The 16,801-nt window shown below is 72.1% G+C and carries 18 protein-coding genes and 2 pseudogenes; 7 read left to right on the forward strand and 13 right to left on the reverse strand.

What is annotated here, in order from left to right; translation table 11 throughout:
• Nucleotides 1–233: 233 nt before the first annotated feature.
• The 5 genes from ACFYOY_RS18865 to ribA all read right to left on the reverse strand — a co-directional run bounded on the left by ACFYOY_RS18865 (nt 234) and on the right by ribA (nt 5,598).
• Nucleotides 234–1,148 carry an NAD(P)H-binding protein gene (locus ACFYOY_RS18865; RefSeq protein WP_351885951.1) on the reverse strand — a complete coding sequence of 305 codons (915 nt, stop codon included), beginning with the start codon at nt 1,146–1,148 and terminating at the stop codon, nt 234–236.
• A gap of 2 nt (nt 1,149–1,150) precedes the next feature.
• A complete protein-coding gene (locus ACFYOY_RS18870; protein ID WP_351885948.1) occupies nt 1,151–3,283 on the reverse strand; it encodes a xanthine dehydrogenase family protein molybdopterin-binding subunit in 2,133 nt (710 codons plus the stop codon).
• Nucleotides 3,280–4,269, reverse strand: a complete 990-nt coding sequence (locus ACFYOY_RS18875) for a xanthine dehydrogenase family protein subunit M (RefSeq protein ID WP_351885945.1) — start codon at nt 4,267–4,269, stop codon at nt 3,280–3,282. The genes ACFYOY_RS18870 and ACFYOY_RS18875 overlap by 4 nt, the downstream gene beginning before the upstream one ends.
• Nucleotides 4,266–4,772, reverse strand: coding sequence for a (2Fe-2S)-binding protein (locus tag ACFYOY_RS18880; RefSeq protein WP_078640554.1), 507 nt, complete (start codon nt 4,770–4,772; stop codon nt 4,266–4,268). The genes ACFYOY_RS18875 and ACFYOY_RS18880 overlap by 4 nt, the downstream gene beginning before the upstream one ends.
• 169 nt (nt 4,773–4,941) lie before the next feature.
• Nucleotides 4,942–5,598, reverse strand: a complete 657-nt coding sequence (gene ribA, locus ACFYOY_RS18885) for a GTP cyclohydrolase II (RefSeq protein WP_351885942.1) — start codon at nt 5,596–5,598, stop codon at nt 4,942–4,944.
• A gap of 97 nt (nt 5,599–5,695) precedes the next feature.
• On the opposite strand from ribA, the gene ACFYOY_RS18890 reads away from it, so the two are divergent.
• Together ACFYOY_RS18890 and ACFYOY_RS18895 are read left to right on the forward strand one after the other, a co-directional pair.
• A complete protein-coding gene (locus ACFYOY_RS18890; protein ID WP_351885939.1) occupies nt 5,696–6,445 on the forward strand; it encodes a creatininase family protein in 750 nt (249 codons plus the stop codon).
• Nucleotides 6,445–7,083 (forward strand): annotated as a pseudogene (locus tag ACFYOY_RS18895) (RibD family protein); the annotation flags it as partial. The gene ACFYOY_RS18890 and the pseudogene ACFYOY_RS18895, both read left to right, overlap by 1 nt.
• A gap of 273 nt (nt 7,084–7,356) precedes the next feature.
• Here ACFYOY_RS18895 and ACFYOY_RS18900 read toward each other — a convergent pair.
• From ACFYOY_RS18900 to ACFYOY_RS18920, 5 genes and pseudogenes are all read right to left on the reverse strand, one after another.
• Nucleotides 7,357–8,196: pseudogene (locus ACFYOY_RS18900) on the reverse strand (YbhN family protein); the annotation flags it as partial.
• Nucleotides 8,193–9,098 (reverse strand): SAM-dependent methyltransferase, encoded by a 906-nt coding sequence (locus tag ACFYOY_RS18905; protein ID WP_388588159.1) that lies wholly within the window; start codon nt 9,096–9,098, stop codon nt 8,193–8,195. The gene ACFYOY_RS18905 and the pseudogene ACFYOY_RS18900, both read right to left, overlap by 4 nt.
• A complete protein-coding gene (locus ACFYOY_RS18910; RefSeq protein WP_388588162.1) occupies nt 9,026–10,132 on the reverse strand; it encodes a glycosyltransferase family 4 protein in 1,107 nt (368 codons plus the stop codon). The genes ACFYOY_RS18905 and ACFYOY_RS18910 overlap by 73 nt, the downstream gene beginning before the upstream one ends.
• Nucleotides 10,129–10,527, reverse strand: coding sequence for a 6-carboxytetrahydropterin synthase (locus tag ACFYOY_RS18915; RefSeq protein WP_351885930.1), 399 nt, complete (start codon nt 10,525–10,527; stop codon nt 10,129–10,131). The genes ACFYOY_RS18910 and ACFYOY_RS18915 overlap by 4 nt, the downstream gene beginning before the upstream one ends.
• Before the next feature lie 78 nt (nt 10,528–10,605).
• Nucleotides 10,606–11,604, reverse strand: a complete 999-nt coding sequence (locus ACFYOY_RS18920; RefSeq protein WP_351885927.1) for a zinc-binding alcohol dehydrogenase — start codon at nt 11,602–11,604, stop codon at nt 10,606–10,608.
• A 118-nt stretch (nt 11,605–11,722) separates the two neighbouring features.
• Between ACFYOY_RS18920 and ACFYOY_RS18925 the strand changes: the two genes are divergently transcribed.
• Entirely contained in the window at nt 11,723–12,466 is a 744-nt protein-coding gene (locus tag ACFYOY_RS18925) for a CDP-alcohol phosphatidyltransferase family protein (protein WP_351885924.1), read from the forward strand.
• A gap of 40 nt (nt 12,467–12,506) precedes the next feature.
• Here ACFYOY_RS18925 and ACFYOY_RS18930 read toward each other — a convergent pair whose 3' ends face one another.
• Entirely contained in the window at nt 12,507–13,214 is a 708-nt protein-coding gene (locus ACFYOY_RS18930) for an SDR family NAD(P)-dependent oxidoreductase (RefSeq protein ID WP_351885921.1), read from the reverse strand.
• A 103-nt stretch (nt 13,215–13,317) separates the two neighbouring features.
• On the opposite strand from ACFYOY_RS18930, the gene ACFYOY_RS18935 reads away from it, so the two are divergent.
• The 4 genes from ACFYOY_RS18935 (at nt 13,318) to ACFYOY_RS18950 (ending at nt 15,881) form a co-directional block, all read left to right on the forward strand.
• Nucleotides 13,318–14,157 (forward strand): helix-turn-helix transcriptional regulator, encoded by an 840-nt coding sequence (locus ACFYOY_RS18935; protein ID WP_351885918.1) that lies wholly within the window; start codon nt 13,318–13,320, stop codon nt 14,155–14,157.
• A 226-nt stretch (nt 14,158–14,383) separates the two neighbouring features.
• A complete protein-coding gene (locus ACFYOY_RS18940) occupies nt 14,384–14,542 on the forward strand; it encodes a hypothetical protein (protein ID WP_014059559.1) in 159 nt (52 codons plus the stop codon).
• Complete coding sequence (locus ACFYOY_RS18945) at nt 14,539–15,087, forward strand: sigma-70 family RNA polymerase sigma factor (protein ID WP_351885915.1); 549 nt, start codon at nt 14,539–14,541, stop codon at nt 15,085–15,087. The genes ACFYOY_RS18940 and ACFYOY_RS18945 overlap by 4 nt, the downstream gene beginning before the upstream one ends.
• Complete coding sequence (locus tag ACFYOY_RS18950; RefSeq protein WP_351885912.1) at nt 15,084–15,881, forward strand: hypothetical protein; 798 nt, start codon at nt 15,084–15,086, stop codon at nt 15,879–15,881. Before ACFYOY_RS18945 ends, ACFYOY_RS18950 begins: the two co-directional genes overlap by 4 nt.
• Before the next feature lie 19 nt (nt 15,882–15,900).
• On the opposite strand, the gene ACFYOY_RS18955 is transcribed toward ACFYOY_RS18950, so the two are convergent.
• Both ACFYOY_RS18955 and ACFYOY_RS18960 read right to left on the reverse strand, forming a co-directional pair.
• Complete coding sequence (locus ACFYOY_RS18955; RefSeq protein WP_351885909.1) at nt 15,901–16,050, reverse strand: hypothetical protein; 150 nt, start codon at nt 16,048–16,050, stop codon at nt 15,901–15,903.
• Nucleotides 16,051–16,130: 80 nt separating this feature from the next.
• Complete coding sequence (locus ACFYOY_RS18960; protein WP_388588169.1) at nt 16,131–16,799, reverse strand: potassium-transporting ATPase subunit C; 669 nt, start codon at nt 16,797–16,799, stop codon at nt 16,131–16,133.
• Between the last annotated feature and the right edge of the window lie 2 nt (nt 16,800–16,801).

Raw genomic sequence — 16,801 nt, forward strand, 5'->3', positions numbered from 1 at the left:
ATGCCGCGGATATCGGCGATGTCGCGCAGGCAGACGAAGCCCGCCCGCAGCGCCGGCCGGGCCCGGCGGCTGCTGGCGAAGCCGAGGGCGAAGAGCGAGGACCCGGCCTCGTGCAGCGCGTCATGGACGTCCAGGCCGCTCACCGCGGCCTCCAGCAGCCCGTAGCCGAGCATGAAGGAGAGCAGCCAGCCCAGCAGTGATCACGATGGACACCGGCGCCACCGGGGCCGCTCTCAGGCCGTGAACATCTCGGGGTGGGTGCCGACGAATTCCCGCACCCCGGTCGCGGGCCTCCCGGTGATCGTCTCGATGTCGTCGGTCCGGCGGTCGTAGCGGTTCTCCGCGTGCAGCCGGGCCATGGTCGCCAGATGCTGGAAGACGTGGTCGGGCAGGCCCAGGGCCCGCAGATCGTGGTTGACCCAGGCTTCGTAGGAGACGTCCACATAGCTGACCGGCCGGCCGAGCGCGTCGGCGAACTCCGCGGCCATGGTGGTCATGTCGACGGAGGCCGGGCCGGTCAGATGGTAGGTCTTGCCGATGTGCGAGGTGGGGTCCACCAGGATCTCCGTCACCACCGCGGCGACGTCCCCCGCCGCGACCGGGGAGGTGCGACCGGTGCCGAACGGCAGCCGGATCGTGCCCTCCTGCGCGATCGAGGAGTAGACGAAGACCGAGAAGAGCGGATTCTCCATGAAGACGGTGGGCCTGAGGTGGGTGACGGGCAACCCGGACCAGTCGAGGGCCTGTTCGCCCAGCCACTGCAGCCGGTGCTGATTGGACTCCGTGGTGCTCGTGAAGTCCATCTGGGAGACCGTCATCTGCGACATGTTGACGAGCACTTCCAGCCGCGCGTATTCGCGGGCGACCGCCGCCGTCGTCACCGTGGCCTCCAGATACCCCGACGAGACGCTCATGCCGAAGTACATCCGTCCGCAGCCGTCCATCGCGCGGACCACGTCCGGGGCGCGGGTCAGATCGCCCGCCACCACCTCCGCGCCCGTCGAGCGCAGCGCGTCGGCCCGTTCGTCCTCCTGGTGGACCATGGCCCGCACCGGCAGATCGCGCCGGCGCAGCTCCTGCACCACGGTGCGGCCGATGCCTCCGACGCTCCCCGCGGCGCCGGTCACCAGGATCGGTGCCGGGGCCATGGCTAGGACACCAGCTTGTCGAGGGTGATGGGCAGTTCGCGGACCCGGACACCGGTGGCGTGGTGCACGGCGTTGCCGATGGCCGCGGCGGTGCCCACGATGCCCACCTCGCCGAGGCCCTTGGCCCCCATGGGGTTGGTGTACGGATCGGGCTCGTCCAGCCAGTGGGCCTCGACCGCGTGGACATCGGCGTGGGAGGCGATGTGGTACTGGGCGAAGTCGTGGTTGACCACATGGCCGAACCGCGGGTCGAGCACACTGTGTTCGTACAGCGCCATCGACATTCCCTGGGTCATCCCGCCGATGAGCTGGGAGCGGGCCGTCTTGGGGTTGATGACGCGGCCCACGTCGAACATGCCCAGCAGCCGCGTCACCCGCAGCTCACCGGTGTCCTCGTCGACCCGCACCTCGGCGAACTGGGCGCCGAAACTGTGCATCGCATAGCGCTCGGCCTCCGGGTTGCCGCCGCCCATCTCCGCGGTGACCTCCAGCCCCTCCGGCGGCGCGATACCGCCGTGTTCGGCCCGCAGCCGGGCCCGCAGCCGGTCCGCCGCCTCCCAGATCGCGGTGCCCCAGCTGTTGATGCCGGCCGAGAACCCGGCGACCGACGCGGCCGGCAGCGCCGTGTCCCCGATCCGCATCTCCACCTGCCCGACCGGGACGCTCAGCGCGTCCGCGGCGATCTGGGTGAGCGCCGTCCAGGTGCCGGTGCCCAGGTCGGCGGCGGCGATCCGCACCGTGTAGCGGCCGTCCGGGCCGACCCGGATCGTCGCCGCGTTGCCGGGGAAGCGGGGGGAGGGATACGTCGAGGCGGCCACGCCGGTGCCCACCAGCCAGCGCCCCTCGCGGCGCGCCCGGGGAGCCGGGTCACGGTGCTCCCATCCGGCCCGGCGGGCGCCCTCGCGCAGACAGTCGGTCAGATGGCGGCTGGAGAACGGCAGCCCGGACTCCGGATGCACCTCCGGCTCATTGCGGATCCGGAACTCCACCGGGTCAAGACCGCAGGCGATCGCCATCTCGTCCATGGCCGACTCCAGCGCGTACATCCCCTGTGCCTCGCCCGGCGCCCGCATGATCGTCGGCACCGGGACATCCAGCGGGGCCAGCCGGTGGGTGGTGCGCCGGTGCGGCGCCGCGTACATCAGCCGGGAGCAGACGCCCACCTGCTCCGCATACCCCTTGGCCTTGGCGGTCTGCTCGATCACATCGTGGGCCAGCGCGGTGAGCCTGCCGTCCCGGCCGGCGCCCAGCCGGATCCGCTGGATCGACGCCGGACGGTAGCCGACCAGGGCGAACATCTGCTGCCGGGTGAGGGTGAACTTGACCGGCCGCCGGACGATCCGGGCGGCCATCGCGGCGAGGACGGCATACGCGTGGGGGTAGACCTTCGAGCCGAACGCGCCCCCGACATGCGGGGAGACCACCCGCACCCGCCCCGGCTCCAGCCCCAGCACCCCGGAGATCAGGGCCTGGCTCATGGAGACGCCCTGGGTGGAGCAGCGCACCAGCAGCTCGCCGTTCAGCCAGGTGACGACCGCGGTGTGCGGCTCCATCGGGTTGTTGTGGTGCATCGGCGTGGAGTACGTGGTGTCCACCATGGTCGGCGACGCCGCCAGCGCCGTATCGACGTCCCCCAGCAGACTGTCGGCCGGCGAGCCGTCCTGCAGCTCTCCACCGCCCGTGCCGAAGGCGGCGGCGTGCACCGGGGAGTAGAGGTCGTCACGGTCGGCGCGCAGCACCACATCGGGGGGCCGGCTCTCGTAGTCGACGCGGACGAGCCCCGCCGCGCGCCGCGCCGTCTCCAGCGATTCGGCGACCACCGCCCCGATGAACTGGCCGCGCCAGGCGACCTCGTCGGACTGCAGGACCGCGAGCTCCGGATCGTCGGGCCGGGTCAGCGTGGGGGCGTTGAGATGGCTGAGCACGGCCAGTACCCCCGGCTCCGCCTCCGCGAGCGCGCTGTCCACCCCGGTGACCCGCCCGGAGGCGATCGTGGACTGCAGCGGATACAGATAGACGGGCTGGTCGAGGGGCCATTCATAGGCGTAGGTGGCGGTGCCGGTGACCTTCTGCGCGCCGTCGATGCGGTCCATCGGGATGCCGATGGCGTGGGGGCGGGCTGTGACGTGGCTCATCGCGCCTCCTCCAGCAACTCCAGCAGGGTGGCGACCATCGTGTTGCGGGCGAGCGGGACCTTGAAGGCGTTGCCCGGCAGCGGCCGCGCCGCGGACAGCTCGGCCGCGGCCGCGTCCACGAAGCTCTCCCGGGTCGCGGGCGCGCCGCGCAGCACCGCCTCGGCCGTGGTGGCCCGCCAGGGCTTGTGCGCCACCCCGCCCATCGCGATGCGCACGTCCCGTACCGCCCCGTCGGTGACCTCCAGCGCGGCGGCGACCGAGACCAGCGCGAAGGCGTACGAGGCGCGGTCGCGCACCTTGCGGTAGCGCGAGCGCAGCGCGGAGTGCGGGGGCGGCAGCTCCACCCCGGTGATCAGCTCACCGCGCTCCAGGACGGTGTCGCGCTCGGGGGTGGCCTCCGGCAGCCGGTGCAGCTCGGTCAGCCGGATCCGCCGCTCGGAGGCCGGGCCGGCCACCGTCACCACCGCGTCCAGCGCGGCCAGCGCGACGGCCATGTCCGAGGGGTGGGTGGCCACACAGGTGGGGGAGGTGCCCAGGATCGCCATATCGCGCTGATAGCCCCCCATGGCCGAACAGCCCGAGCCCGGGGTGCGCTTGTTGCAGGCGGTGGTGACGTTCTGGAAGTACGGGCAGCGGGTGCGCTGCAGGAGATTCCCGCCGGTGGTGGCGAGGTTGCGCAGCTGACCCGAGGCGCCCGAGAGCAGCGCCTGGGAGAGCACCGGATAGCGCCGCCGGACCCGGGGGTCGGCGGCCAGATCGCTGTTGGGCACGGCCGCGCCGATCCGCAGCCCCCCGTCGGGCAGCTCCTCGATCCGGTCGGAGGTGAGCCGCCGGACGTCGATCAGCAGCTCCGGGGTCGCCACCTCCAGCCGCATCAGATCGACCAGATTGGTCCCGCCGGCCAGATAGGCCGCCTCGGGCTCCTGGACCAGGGTGGTGACGGCCGCCGACACCTCATCGGCGCGCTCGTAGCGAAAGGGCCTCATCGGTGCGCCACCTCCGCGATCGCCGGGACGATGTTCGCGTATGCGGCGCAGCGGCACAGGTTGCCGCTCATCCGCTCGGCGATCTCCTCGTCGTCGAGCACCACATCGGTGGCGCCCAGATCCTTGCTCGCGGCGCTCGGCCAGCCCTCCCCGGCCTCCTGCAGCATGCCGGCCGCCGAGACGATCTGACCAGGTGTGCAGTAGCCGCACTGGAAGGCGTCATGGGCGATGAACGACTGCTGGAGCGGATGCAGCTCACCGTTGGTGAGCCCCGCGGCCGTGACGATGTCCGCGCCCTGGTGGGCGACGGCCAGCGCGAGGCAGCCGAGGACCCGGCGGCCGTCGAGCAGCAGCGTGCAGGCGCCGCACTGTCCGTGGTCGCAGCCCTTCTTGGGGCTGGTGTTCCCCAGCTGCTCGCGCAGGGCGTCCAGCAGCGTCGTACGGGTGTCGACGGTGAGGCGGTGCTCGGTCCCGTCCACCCGGAGCTCGATCTCCAGGTCCATGGTCCCTACCCTTGATCGTCGTCCGTCGGAACGTCACGCGGCACCCTCATTCTCGGATATATCGGTACTGATCGCCCGTTCGGTGGTATGGCCACACCGATGGCGGGCCGCGGCTCGCGCCCGGCCGACGCCGGTGGGCGGGGCCGCGGCCCCCGGGTCAGGGTCTTCTTCAGGTGCGCTGGATCACGGCTTCCAGATGGGGCAGATAGTGGTCCATGCGATCCCGCTTGGTGAGCAGATACGGGAGGTTCTCCTTGTGCGGAGTCATCAGCAGCGGCACCTGCTCGCTGACCCTGACGCCATGCCGCAGCAGCGCGTCCCGCTTCTGGGGGTTGTTGGACAGCAGTCGCACGGAGCGCACCTCGAGGTCGTGCAGGACATCCGCCGCGACCTTGTAGTCCCGGGCGTCCGCCGGCAGGCCGAGGGCGAGGTTGGCCTCGACCGTGTCGAGCCCCTCCGCCTGGAGCTTCATCGCCTGGAGCTTGGCGAGCAGCCCGATCCCGCGTCCCTCATGACCCCTCAGATAGACGAGAATGCCCCGGCCTTCGGCCACGATCGCCTTCAGTGCCGCGGAGAGCTGGTCGCCGCACTCGCAGTGACGGGAGCCGAACGCGTCTCCGGTGAGGCACTCCGAATGCAGGCGGGTAAGTGCTTCCTCACCGGTGACATCGCCGTATACCAGCGCCATTTGTTCATCACCGCGAACGAGGTCCCGATAGCCGATCGCGAGAAAGTCGCCATGCTTCGTGGACAGCCGGACATTCACCACTCGTTCGACACCCGAGGGGTGGGCGTCGACATCGAACACGCCATCACTTTCTGTCATGTCCCGATCTTATCTGGAAAACCACCGCCCTTGTACAGGAGAATGACAAAGCCGCGGCAACAAGCTGTCCGGCCGACACAGGAAAGGTCCACGAGATATGAGCGGTTCGGGAACGCGCCCGCAGGTCGGCATGGTGTTGCCGACACAGACGACGGAGGAAGTGCGGGCCGACCGGGCCGATGTCGCCGTGCTTCCCGTAGGCAGCTTCGAACAACACGGCGCATTTCTCCCGCTGGCGACCGACACGGTCATCGCCTGCACGATCGCAGGCGAGATCGCGGCCGCGTATCCGGTGCTTCACCTGCCCCCGGTGACGATCTCCTGCTCCCATGAACATGCGGCCTGGCCAGGCACGGTGTCCCTGTCCGCGGCCACCCTCTACGCCGTGGTCCGCGATATCGCCGACTCGCTACGGCGCTCGGGTATACGCGGTCTGATTCTGGTGAACGGACACGGCGGGAATTACGTACTGCGCAACATCGTTCAGGAATCCGCCGGGGGTGACTTCGGTATGGCGCTATTCCCCGGATCGGCGGACTGGGACGCCGCCAGGACCCGCGCCGGAGTACGCACCCCATCGAACAGCGATATGCATGCGGGGGAACTGGAGACATCCATACTCCTGCATGCCCATCCAGAACTCGTCCGGCCCGGCCATGAAACCTCCGACTGGATATCCGACGATCGGAAACATCTGCTCACCCTCGGTATGTCCGCCTATACGGAGTCCGGCGTCATCGGCCGGCCGTCCAGGGCGTCCGCGGATAAGGGAAAGGAACTGCTGGCAGGGCTCGTCGATTCCTTCGCCGAGTATCTTTCCCTGGTCGGTGCCGAGAAGGAGGCGTGATGACCTTTCTGGAAACGGAAGAGGCATGGGAGCGGCTGCGCTCCGTCCGGAGCGAGGCCGACACCGGGGCCGCCGGTCTGGTCCGGGGCCCGGACGGCAGGCGGCGGTGGAGTGAGCCCGCCTCGCCGGAGGCCCGGCTCCTGGCCGACCGCTATCTCCCGCTGTGCCTGGCCGGGCCGCGGCTGACGATCGCTCAGCTCGGTCAGAGCCTGGACGGATTCATCGCCACCCGCACCGGCGACGCCGACTACGTCACCGGCGAGGAGGACCGCCGCCATCTCCACCGGCTGCGCGCCCTGGCCGACGCGGTGGTCGTCGGGGCCGGCACCGCCGTCGCGGACGACCCCCAGCTGACCGTCCGCGCCTGCGCGGGCACCCACCCGGTACGGGTCGTCCTCGATCCCCGCGGACGGGTGCCGCTCGACCGACGCGTGTTCACCGATGGCTCAGCTCCGACCCTGTGGGTGGTGGGTGCCACCGGCGAGCACCGGCCGGCGCCGCCGGACGGAGTGGAGCTGCTGACGCTCGCGGAGCCCGACGCCTTCGCCCCCCACCAGCTGGTGCGGGCGCTCGCGCGGCGCGGACTGGGCCGGGTGCTCATCGAGGGCGGCGGCGTCACCGTGTCCCGCTTTCTGCACGCGGGGGCGCTGCAGCGGCTCTATGTCACCGTGGCCCCGGTCCTGCTCGGCGACGGCATCCCCGGGCTGCGCTTCGACGGGACGCCGGTCATGCGGGACGCGCTGCGCCCGCCCGTCCGCCGCTCCACCCTCGGCGAGGACACCCTCTTCGAACTCGACCTGTCGGCCCCGCAGCCGGGCGCACCACTGGACGACCAGCACCGCGACGCCGGGGAGGCTCGCGGCGAAGGTGAGCACTCCGTAGACCACGGCCACGGTCAGCCCCTGGCCCGCGCCCAGGCCCGCGGCGCCGAAGGCCCAGGCGGTGACGCCCTCGCGGGGGCCCCAGCCGCCGACGTTCAGCGGCAGCGCCATGGCGATCAGGGCGAGCACCATCAGGGGCAGCAGCTCGGTCAGCGGGGCGTCTGACCCCGCGGCCCGGGCGGCCAGGACGAACGTCGTCAGATGCCCGGCCAGCACCACGACCGAGGAGACCACCACCCCCGGCCAGCTGCCCCGGGCCAGCAGCCCGCGGCGCGCCTCGGCCAGCGCGCCGCGGATCGCGCCCCGCCGCCGCGCGGCCACCGGCGCCGCGCGGCGGCGGACGGCCACGGTGACGAGCAATGCGACGCACCCCGCGAGCACCGCCGCCCACGCCATCCGGCCGCCGAGACCGCCGACCAGCCGGCCCAACTGCTCCAGGGCCAGGGAGGGGTGGGCCAGCAGGATCGCCACCCCCACCGCGATCAGCACCAGCTGGCCCGCGACCCGCTCCAGCACCACCGCGCGTACGCCCCGGCCGACATCCCCCGCGTCCCGCCCGTGCCGCACCGCGCGATGCACATCGCCGAGGACCCCACCGGGCAGCGCGGCGTTGAGGAACAGCGCGCGGTAGTAGTCGGCGACGGCCGGGCCCAGCGGCAGCCGGATCCTCAGCCCCCGCGCCACCAGACACCAGCGCCATGCGCTGAAGACCGTGGTGAGCAGGCCGAGACCGAGCGCGGCCAGCAGGGTGAGGCCGTCGATGGTGTGCAGACCGTCCACAAAGGCCCCGGTGCCCAGCCGCCACAGCACCACCCCGAGGATGGCGACGCCCGCGGCCGCCCCGAGCCGGGCCCGCAGCGCGGCGGTCACGCGGCCGCCCCCATCGTGCGGGACGCGGGCAGCGCCAGCAGATCGCGGTGGTGCACCACCACCCGCAGCGCGCCTGTCGCGGCGATCGCCAGCCGGCGGCGCAGATACGCCTCGGCGCGCGCGGCCAGCTCCGGCCGGTGCTCCACGGCCGCGCCCACCCAGCCCCGCAGCCACTCGGCCGTCAGCGCGGCGTGGTCGGCGCCGAGTGTCCAGGGGCTGGCATGGGTCCGTACCGTCGCGCCGTACCGGGCGAACGTCTCGGAGGCCACCGCCATCGCGTCGGGGCCCACCAGACCGCCGCGCCGCTGGTGGGCGTTGAACGCCTCGGCGATCTCCGCGTCCAGCGGATCGGCCGGGGTGATCTCGACCCGCCCCACCACGGACAGTGCCAGCAAGGCCGGGCACTGGGCCGCGGCGCAGGCCGCGGCGATCCCGTCCACCTCCTCGGCGGTGAGCACGTCCAGCAGCGCGGACGCCGTCACCAGCGAGGCGCCGTCCAGCGTGCTCGCGGTCAGCCGGGCGAGGTCGCCACGTGCCGTCGCGATGGTGATGCGGCTTCCGTCGGTGGCCGTCCGGGGCATCCGCAGGGCCGCCCGGTCCAGCAGATCGGGGTCGCGGTCGTGCAGGATCCACAGCTGCGGGCCGCTCAGCCGGGGAGCCAGCCAGCGCCCCATGGAGCCGGTGCCGCAACCCAGATCGTGAACCACCAGCGGCGGGCCGGACAGCCGGGGGCGGAGCTCCTCGATGAGTTCGGGGGAGCGGGCCGCCGCGTCGGCGCTCTCCCGCAACTCCAGCCAGTCGGGGGTGTAACGCGGTACGTCGGTCGTCTTCACGCGGCCCTCCGCGGTTCGTCTCGGAGCTCTTCCAGCGCACCGGCCAGGTTCCGGGTGGTGTTCTCCCACCCGGCCAGCGCGGTGCGCCGCTCACGCGCGGCGGCGGTCAGCCGGCGGCGCATACCGGGGTCGCCCAGCCAGCGGCGCAACGCCGCCGTGAGCGCCCCGGGGTCGTCCGGGTCGATGAGCATGCCCGGCACCCTGCCGTCGGGTGCCTGCCCGATGGCCTCCGGAACCCCGCCGACGGCCGTGGCCAGCACCGGGATTCCCCGGGCGAGCGCCTCGGTCACCGCCATGCCGTAGGTCTCGGCGTACGAGGCGAGCACCATCGCGTCGGCACCCGCGTAACCGGCGTCCAGCTCGGCGCCGGTCCTCGGGCCGAGCAGACGCACCCGGTCGGCCACGCCCAGCTTCTCGATCAGCTCCCGGAGCCGCGCGGTGTACTCCGGGTCCTGGTCCAGGGCTCCCGCACAGTCGCAAGCCCAGGGCAGATCCGGGATCTCCGCGAGCGCCTCCACCAGCCGAAGCTGCCCCTTGCGCGGGGTCACCGAGGCCACGCACAGCAGCCGTGAGCCCTCGCCGCCCGGGGAGGCGAGGGGGGCGATATCGGCGCCGGGCGCCGCCACATGGACCCGGTCGGGCACCAGCCCGTGCAGATCCACCAGCCGACCGGCCGCCCAAGCGCTGGTGGCCACCACCGCCCGCACCGAGCGCAGCGTCCGGCCCTCCAGCGCCTGCAACTCCGCGGCCCGGCCGGGGGCCAGCCCCGTCTCGTCGCCCAGCGGCAGATGCACCAGCACCGCCAGCCGCAGCCGCTGGGCCTGCGGGACGACGATGGCGGGAAGCGCACAGGCCACCAGCCCGTCGAGCAGGACGGCCGTGCCGTCCGCCAGCCCGGCCAGGATCCGGGTCAGCTCGGCGCGGGCGGCGGGGCCCGGCTGGGGCCAGTCACCCTCGACGGCATGCTCCTCGACCCGCCAGCCGGCGCCGGGCAGATCCCGGCAGATCCGCCGGTCGTAGACGTTGCCGCCGCTCGGCGCGGCCGGGTCGGCCACGGCGCCGGGCATCACGATGTGCACCGTGCGCGGTGCGGCCGGGCTCATAGGCCGCGCTCATAACTCGCCCAGGCGACATGCGACTCATGGAGGGTGACCACGATCCCGGACAGCCCGCGGGCACCCTCGCCCAGCGCCCCGGATCCCACCCGTTCGGCGAGGCGGTCGGCGATCACCTTGGCGAGGAATTCGGTGGAGGTGTTGATCCCCTCGAAATCGGGTTCGTCGTCGAGATTGCGATAGCTGAGCGCGCCGCACACCTCCCCCAGCTCACGGGTGGCCAGGCCGATGTCGACGACGATGTTGTCGTCGTCCAACTCGGCACGGCGGAAAGTGGCGTCCACGAGGAACGTCGCCCCGTGCAACCGCTGCGCGGGTCCGAAGACGTCCCCGCGAAAACTGTGAGCGATCATGATGTGATCGCGGACGGTGATGCTGAACAACGGATGACCCTCCAGATACGGCGCGTCGGGCCCTCAGCCGGGGCACGCCCTCTAGTACGGCCGTCACGTTCCCCGTGTTCAGACGGATGACACGGCAGATTCCGCGCCGTAGCGAACCCGGTGGCACAGCCCCGGAATCTCCCCGGAGGCGAGCCCCGGCAGCACCTGAGGAAGCTCCTCGAAACCGCATTCGCCGGTGACGAGGGCGTCGAAGGCCGGATCGGCGAGCAGTTCGAGCGCCAGCGCCATCCGGTCGCCGTAACCGCGGCGGGTGCCCCGGGCCGGTGAGACCGTCCCCACCTGGCTGGCGCGCACCGTCAGCCGGCGGGAGTGGAACGCCTCCCCGAGCGGCAGGCTGATCCGCCGGTCCCCGTACCAGCTCAGCTCCAGCACGGTGCCCTCCGGGGCGAGGAGCTCCAGCGAGCGCGCGAGCCCCTGTTCGGTGGCGCTGGCGTGCACGACCAGATCGAGGTCGCCCGCCGCCTCCTCGGGGAGCGCGAAGTCCACCCCGAGCGCCCGCGCGACGTCCGCGCGCGCCGGCTCGGCGTCCACCAGCTGCACCCGTACGGCGGGGAACCGCGCCAGCACCGCGGCCACGGAGGCACCCACCATCCCCGCCCCCACCACGGCGATCCGGTCGCCCAGCAGGGGCGCGGCGTCCCACGCCGCGTTCACCGCGGTCTCCACCGTCCCCGCCAGCACGGCGCGCGGGGCGGGCACGCCCTCCGGCACCGGGGTCACCGCGCTCGCCGGGACCACATAGCGGGTCTGGTGCGGATACAGACAGAAGACGGTGCGCCCCAGCAGGGACGGCGGCCCCTCCTCGACCAGACCCACATTGAGATAGCCGTACTTGACCGGCCCGGGGAACTCGCCATCCTGGAACGGCGCGCGCATCGCGGTGTGCTGACTCACCGGTACGCCACCGCGGAAGACCAGGGTCTCCGTACCGCGGCTCACCCCCGAGCACAGCGTGCGCACCACCACGTCCTCGGGCCCGGGATCGGGCAGGGCCACCTCCCGTATCTCGCCACGGCCGGGGGAGCGGAGCCAGAAGGCGCGGGCGGTGCGCGTCATACGACGTTCTCCAAAGGGGCTGAACAATCGGGCGGTGGCTCACGTACCGGTGACCATGAAGCCGCGAACACGGTACGCGGCACCCATCCACTCCGCCACACAGCCCGGAGGGTGCACGGTGGCCCTGAACAATCCCTACAACACGACGCTGGTGCGCAACGAGACGGCCGCGGGCGCGGCCGCGCAGCTGCTGCTGCTCGTGCTGCTCGGCACGGCGATCGACCTGGGACCCGTGGGCTGGCTGACCGGCCTGGCCTTCGCGGTCGCCACCTGGGCGGTGCTCACCCGCGCCCTGTCGCGGTCCTGGCTCGTCTCCTTCGGCGCGGCCAACCGCGTCACCCTCGCGCGGGCCACGCTCGTCGGCGGGGTGACCGCGCTGGTCGCGGACTCCTTCGAGAGCCCGCCGCCGGTCACCGTCCTGGTGGCCCTCACCGCGGTCGCGCTGCTCCTGGACGCGGTCGACGGCCAGGTGGCCCGCCGCACCGGCACCTCGTCCCCGCTGGGCGCGCGGTTCGACATGGAGGTCGACGCCGTCCTCATCCTGGTGCTCAGCGTCTATGTGGCCACCTCGCTCGGCCCCTGGGTGCTGCTGATCGGCGCCATGCGCTACGCCTTCGTCGCCGCGGCCCGGGTGCTGCCCTGGCTGAACGGACAGCTCCCCCCGAGCACGGCCCGCAAGACGGTGGCCGCGCTCCAGGGTGTGCTGCTGCTGGTCGTCGGCGCCGACGTCCTGCCCTATGCCCTGGCCTTCGGTGCCGCCCTGCTCGCCCTGACCCTGCTCAGCTGGTCCTTCGCCCGCGACATCAGGTGGCTGTGGCGCACCCGGGACAGCCGGGCCGAGGTGACCGCGGGGGCCCGGTGAGGGCGGCGTCGCCGACCGGCCCGCTGCCCTGCCGGCTGCTCTACCAGGGGAGAGTGCCCTCGATGTCGAAGTACCCTCCCGTCGGGCCGTCGGGGCCCACCTGGGCCATCCGGACGATGATCTCGGCGCCCTCCTCGACGGTCTGGTGGCCGGTGTGCGCGTTGAGGTCCGTCGCGGTGTAGCCGGGCTCGACGGCGTTGATCCGCATCGTCGGGAACGCCTTCGCGTACTGCACGGTGAGCATGTTGACCGTGGCCTTCGACGCCGGATAGGCGACCCCCGGATAGGCGTGCGTCGGGGTATCGGGGGTGGAGACCCGCTCCAGCGAGGCCAGCCCGCTGCTGACATTGACCACGACCGGGGCGGCGGACCGCCGCAGCAGCGGCAGGAAGGCGTGGGTGACCCGCACCACGCCGAAGACGTTCGTCTCGAACACCTTCCGCATCATGTCGGCGGTGACCTCGGCGGCGCCGATCACCCCGCCGTCCGGCGTCCGCTCCTCGACACCGGCGTTGTTGATCAGCACGTCCAGTCCGCCGTCGGCCTCGATGGTCTTGGCGGCGGCGGCCACGGACGCGTCATCGGTGACATCGAGGACGACCAGCCGCGCCCCCAGCCGCTCGGCGGCCCGGCGGCCGCGCTCGGCGTCCCGGCTGCCGATGTAGACGGTGTGTCCCGCGGCGATCAGTCGGCGGGCGGTCTCGAAGCCGAGACCCTTGTTGGCTCCGGTGATAAGTGTTGTCGTCATGTCTCCAGGCTGCGTCCGGGGCGAGCGGGCAGCCAGGTGCCCCGTCTTCCTGGGACCGCGAGTACCAGGAACGGCCCCCGGGCGGCGGTGCACACTGGTGGTCATGGCGACCACGGAGTTCGGGAAGGCGGTACGGCGCTGGCGGGACCGGGTCCCACCGGAGGCCGCCGGGCTGCCGTCCGGCGGGCAGCGGCGCGCGGCCGGGCTGCGCCGCGAGGAGCTGGCGATGCTGGCCGGGATCTCCGTCGACTACGTCACCCGCCTCGAACAGGGCCGGGCGTCCCATCCCTCGACCCAGATCGTCGAGGCCCTGGCCAGGGCACTGCGGCTGTCGGGGACCGAGCGCGCCCATCTCTTCCGGCTGGCCGGACTGGCCCCGCCGGGCCCGGAGACGGTGCCGGCGTACATCACCCCGAGCGTCCAGCGGCTGCTGGACCGGCTGACCGGCACGCCCGTCGCCGTGAGCGACGCGTCCTGGACGCTGCTCATGGCCAATCCGCCGTATGTGGCCCTGAGGGGCGATCCGTCCCGGTGGCGCGGCAACGAGCGCAACGGAGTCTGGCGCCACTTCGTCTGCGAGGACAGCGGATCCCGGCAGACGCATGAGGACCGCAGCGAGTTCCAGGCCGCGCTGGTCGCCGATCTCCGTACGGCCGCCGCCCGCTACCCGGCCGACCAGCGGCTGCGGCGGCTGGTCGCGGAGCTGCGCGCCAACAGCGAACGGTTCGCCGAGCTGTGGGACTCCGGCACCGTCGGCCACCACGAGGCGTCGCGCAAGACCATCGACCATCCGCGGGTGGGCTCGCTGACGCTGGACTGCGATGTGCTCACCGTGGCGGGCAGCGATCTGCGCATCGTGGTGTACACCGCCGAGCCCGGCACCGAGGACGCCGAACGCCTCGCCCTGCTCACCGTGCTCGGCACCCAGTCACTCACCGGCTAGCCCAACCCCTCGCACGGCGGCGCGATCGGGGCCGGATCAGCGGACCAGGCCCATAGGTTTTTCATATTTGCGTAATTGGATCGCTGCGTTCCGTAAGATTTTAAGCTCATCCGATGCACGAACCGGCGTCCGTGAGCGCTATCTGAAACAGAGAGCGCAACACCGCGCACTCGCGGGGCGTGTGGGGGCCACCCCTCGTACAACGAACAGAAGGACAACGAAGTCCGTGAATCTTCAAACCGTGGTGAACGTCGTCACCGCCGTACTCGTCGCGCGGGTATTCGGCAGTGACGCCATCGCCCTCCTGCGCCGCGCGGCCGCGATGGGAGTCCGCGTCGGCGTATCGGAACTGCATCGCAGCGACCGGGAGGGAGGGGAGCGGTGACCAACGAATTCCTGCGCTCGCGCGAGACCACCTCGATGACACCCGGACTCCCCGCGGACTTCCGTGCCTTTCACCAGCTCCACCGGAAGGCGTACATCGACCGGGCCGTGGTCTACCTCGGCAACCACGCGGACGCCGAAGAGGCCGTCGACGCCGCCTTCGAACAACTCCTGCGCTGCTGGCCCAAGGTGCTGACCATGGAGAACCCGGCGGCCTACGCCTGGAAGGTCATGAAGAACCGGGCCATCGACCTCGCCCGCGCCCGCAACCGCGGCCCCGCCCTCCTGGACAACGCGACGTTCGAGACCGCGATGCTCAGGGACGCGGTCGACCCCATCGCCGTACTCGAGGAGAGCCTGAACCTCTACCAGGCCATCAAGAAACTCCCCGAGCGCCAGCAGGACGTGGTCATCCTGCTCCACTGCCGCGGCTACAGCGTCGCCGAGACCGCCACCCACCTCGGCATCACCGAGGCCGGCGTCCGCTCCACCGCCCGCTACGCCCGCCGCCGTCTGCAACAACTCCTGGCCAAGGAGGACCGATGACCTCAGCCATTGACCGCATCCTCGCGCGGGCCCTGCTCAACCCCACCCCTCCCATCGACTTCGAGGCCGCCGAGGCCCGGCTCGCCATCCGCCACGCCGACCCCGGCGGTGCCCCACCCCAGGAGCGCCCTCCGCAGCCCACCCAGCGGACACCCGCGGCCGCGAGGGCCGCGGCGCCGGGCGTGGACGAACGGATGGCGCAGGACCTGCACACCCTGTGCGAGGCGATCATCGCCCGCCCCGATGCCCTGACCCAGCTGCGGGACTTCCTCACCCGCCGCATCCTCGAACCGCCCGGCTCCCGGGTCCTCGGGTGCGTCCTGCAACTGGCCGGCCATGAGGACCACGCCCAGTTCTGGTGGCAGTTCGCCGCCGGCGCCGGTGACCCCGCCGCCGCGTACTGCCTCTACCTCCACCACATGGCCCTGGGCGAGGACGGCCAGGCGCATGCCTGGCTGGAGTGGTGGCACGAGCAGGCGGGCCACGACATCCCGCCGGTCACCGACACCGTGGAGGACTGGGCCGCCACCGACCATGAGATGGCCGCCGCCCTCCGCATCCTGCACGGCCTGAAAAGGGAACAAGAGGTGCCGCCCGCCACCACGGCCGTCATCCACTACGTCGCCCGGGCCGTCGACTTCACCGACGACCCCGACATCGATCTCCCCCTGCCCGAACCGGGGTTCGCCGACCGCATCGAAGACCTCACCGCCACCGAGACCGTCACGGCCAGCGCGCCTTCGCCCGACCGGGCCGTGCTGCCCGAGCGGCCGCGCAGCCATTCCCCCGCATAGCGGTTCCCCCTCCCGCGTATCACCGGGTGAAGGGGAGTGGCTTTCCCCGTCGGCCGGGGGCCGGCACCGGGCCGGTGTGCCGGACGAATCCCTTGCTGGGCGCGCCGACCTCCTCCGCCGGCCAGTTGGCGGCGTCGATGAGCCGCGCCAGGTCCATTCCGGTGCGCACCCCCGCCGATGACGACGGGAGCCGGCGGCCGGAGAATGTCTCCGGCCGCCTGCTCCCGCTTCTCGGGGCGCGTGACGCCGTCAGTGCTGGGCCACGAGATCCTTGAGCGCGATGTTGAGTTCGAGGACGTTCACCCGCGGCTCGCCGATGAAGCCGATCGTGCGGCCCTCGGTCTTGTCCTCGACCAGCTTCTCCACCTGGGCGACGGACAGCCCGTTCCTCTCCGCGACCCGATGGATCTGGATCTCCGCGTAGCGCGGGGAGATGTGCGGGTCGAGGCCGGAGCCGGAGGACGTCACCGCGTCGGCGGGGACCTGGGACGGCTTGACGGTGTAGCCGGGCACCGAGTTGTTCTTGACGACCGCGGCCTTGGCGTCCTTGACCTGCTGGAGGAGGTCCTTGCTGTCGGCGGAGAGGTTGGTGGCTCCGGACAGCAGCAGCGTGTACCGGGTGTTGACGCTGTTGGCGCCGAGGCCGTTCGCCGGGCGTCCCTGGAACCACTTCAGGTCCGGATCCGGGGTCTCCTGACCCTTCTTCAGCGGCAGGTTGTACGGCTGCCCGATCAGCGAGGAGCCGACGACCTTGCCGTTCGCCGTGATCTCGGAGCCGTTCGCCTTGTCGTGGAACAGCCCCTGGGCGATGCCGGTGACCACCAGCGGGTAGATGACGCCCGTGACCAGGGTCAGTACGAGCAGGGCCCGCAGGCCGGCCCCGAACAGCCGGGCGGTGTTCATGACGGAATGGTTCATGG

Source organism: Streptomyces sp. NPDC007875, assembly GCF_042868035.1.
In the GTDB taxonomy this organism is placed as follows: domain Bacteria; phylum Actinomycetota; class Actinomycetes; order Streptomycetales; family Streptomycetaceae; genus Streptomyces; species Streptomyces antimycoticus.

Coding starts and splice junctions, on each gene's coding strand:
- ACFYOY_RS18950 (WP_351885912.1), top strand. CDS start 15,084: ATGACCTCAGCCATTGACCGCATCCTCGCGCGGGCCCTGCTCAACCCC.
- ACFYOY_RS18920 (WP_351885927.1), bottom strand. CDS start 11,604: ATGACGCGCACCGCCCGCGCCTTCTGGCTCCGCTCCCCCGGCCGTGGC.
- ACFYOY_RS18870 (WP_351885948.1), bottom strand. CDS start 3,283: ATGAGCCACGTCACAGCCCGCCCCCACGCCATCGGCATCCCGATGGAC.
- ACFYOY_RS18960 (WP_388588169.1), bottom strand. CDS start 16,799: ATGAACCATTCCGTCATGAACACCGCCCGGCTGTTCGGGGCCGGCCTG.
- ACFYOY_RS18910 (WP_388588162.1), bottom strand. CDS start 10,132: ATGAGCCCGGCCGCACCGCGCACGGTGCACATCGTGATGCCCGGCGCC.
- ACFYOY_RS18875 (WP_351885945.1), bottom strand. CDS start 4,269: ATGAGGCCCTTTCGCTACGAGCGCGCCGATGAGGTGTCGGCGGCCGTC.
- ribA (WP_351885942.1), bottom strand. CDS start 5,598: ATGACAGAAAGTGATGGCGTGTTCGATGTCGACGCCCACCCCTCGGGT.
- ACFYOY_RS18935 (WP_351885918.1), top strand. CDS start 13,318: ATGGCGACCACGGAGTTCGGGAAGGCGGTACGGCGCTGGCGGGACCGG.
- ACFYOY_RS18930 (WP_351885921.1), bottom strand. CDS start 13,214: ATGACGACAACACTTATCACCGGAGCCAACAAGGGTCTCGGCTTCGAG.
- ACFYOY_RS18880 (WP_078640554.1), bottom strand. CDS start 4,772: ATGGACCTGGAGATCGAGCTCCGGGTGGACGGGACCGAGCACCGCCTC.
- ACFYOY_RS18890 (WP_351885939.1), top strand. CDS start 5,696: ATGAGCGGTTCGGGAACGCGCCCGCAGGTCGGCATGGTGTTGCCGACA.
- ACFYOY_RS18865 (WP_351885951.1), bottom strand. CDS start 1,148: ATGGCCCCGGCACCGATCCTGGTGACCGGCGCCGCGGGGAGCGTCGGA.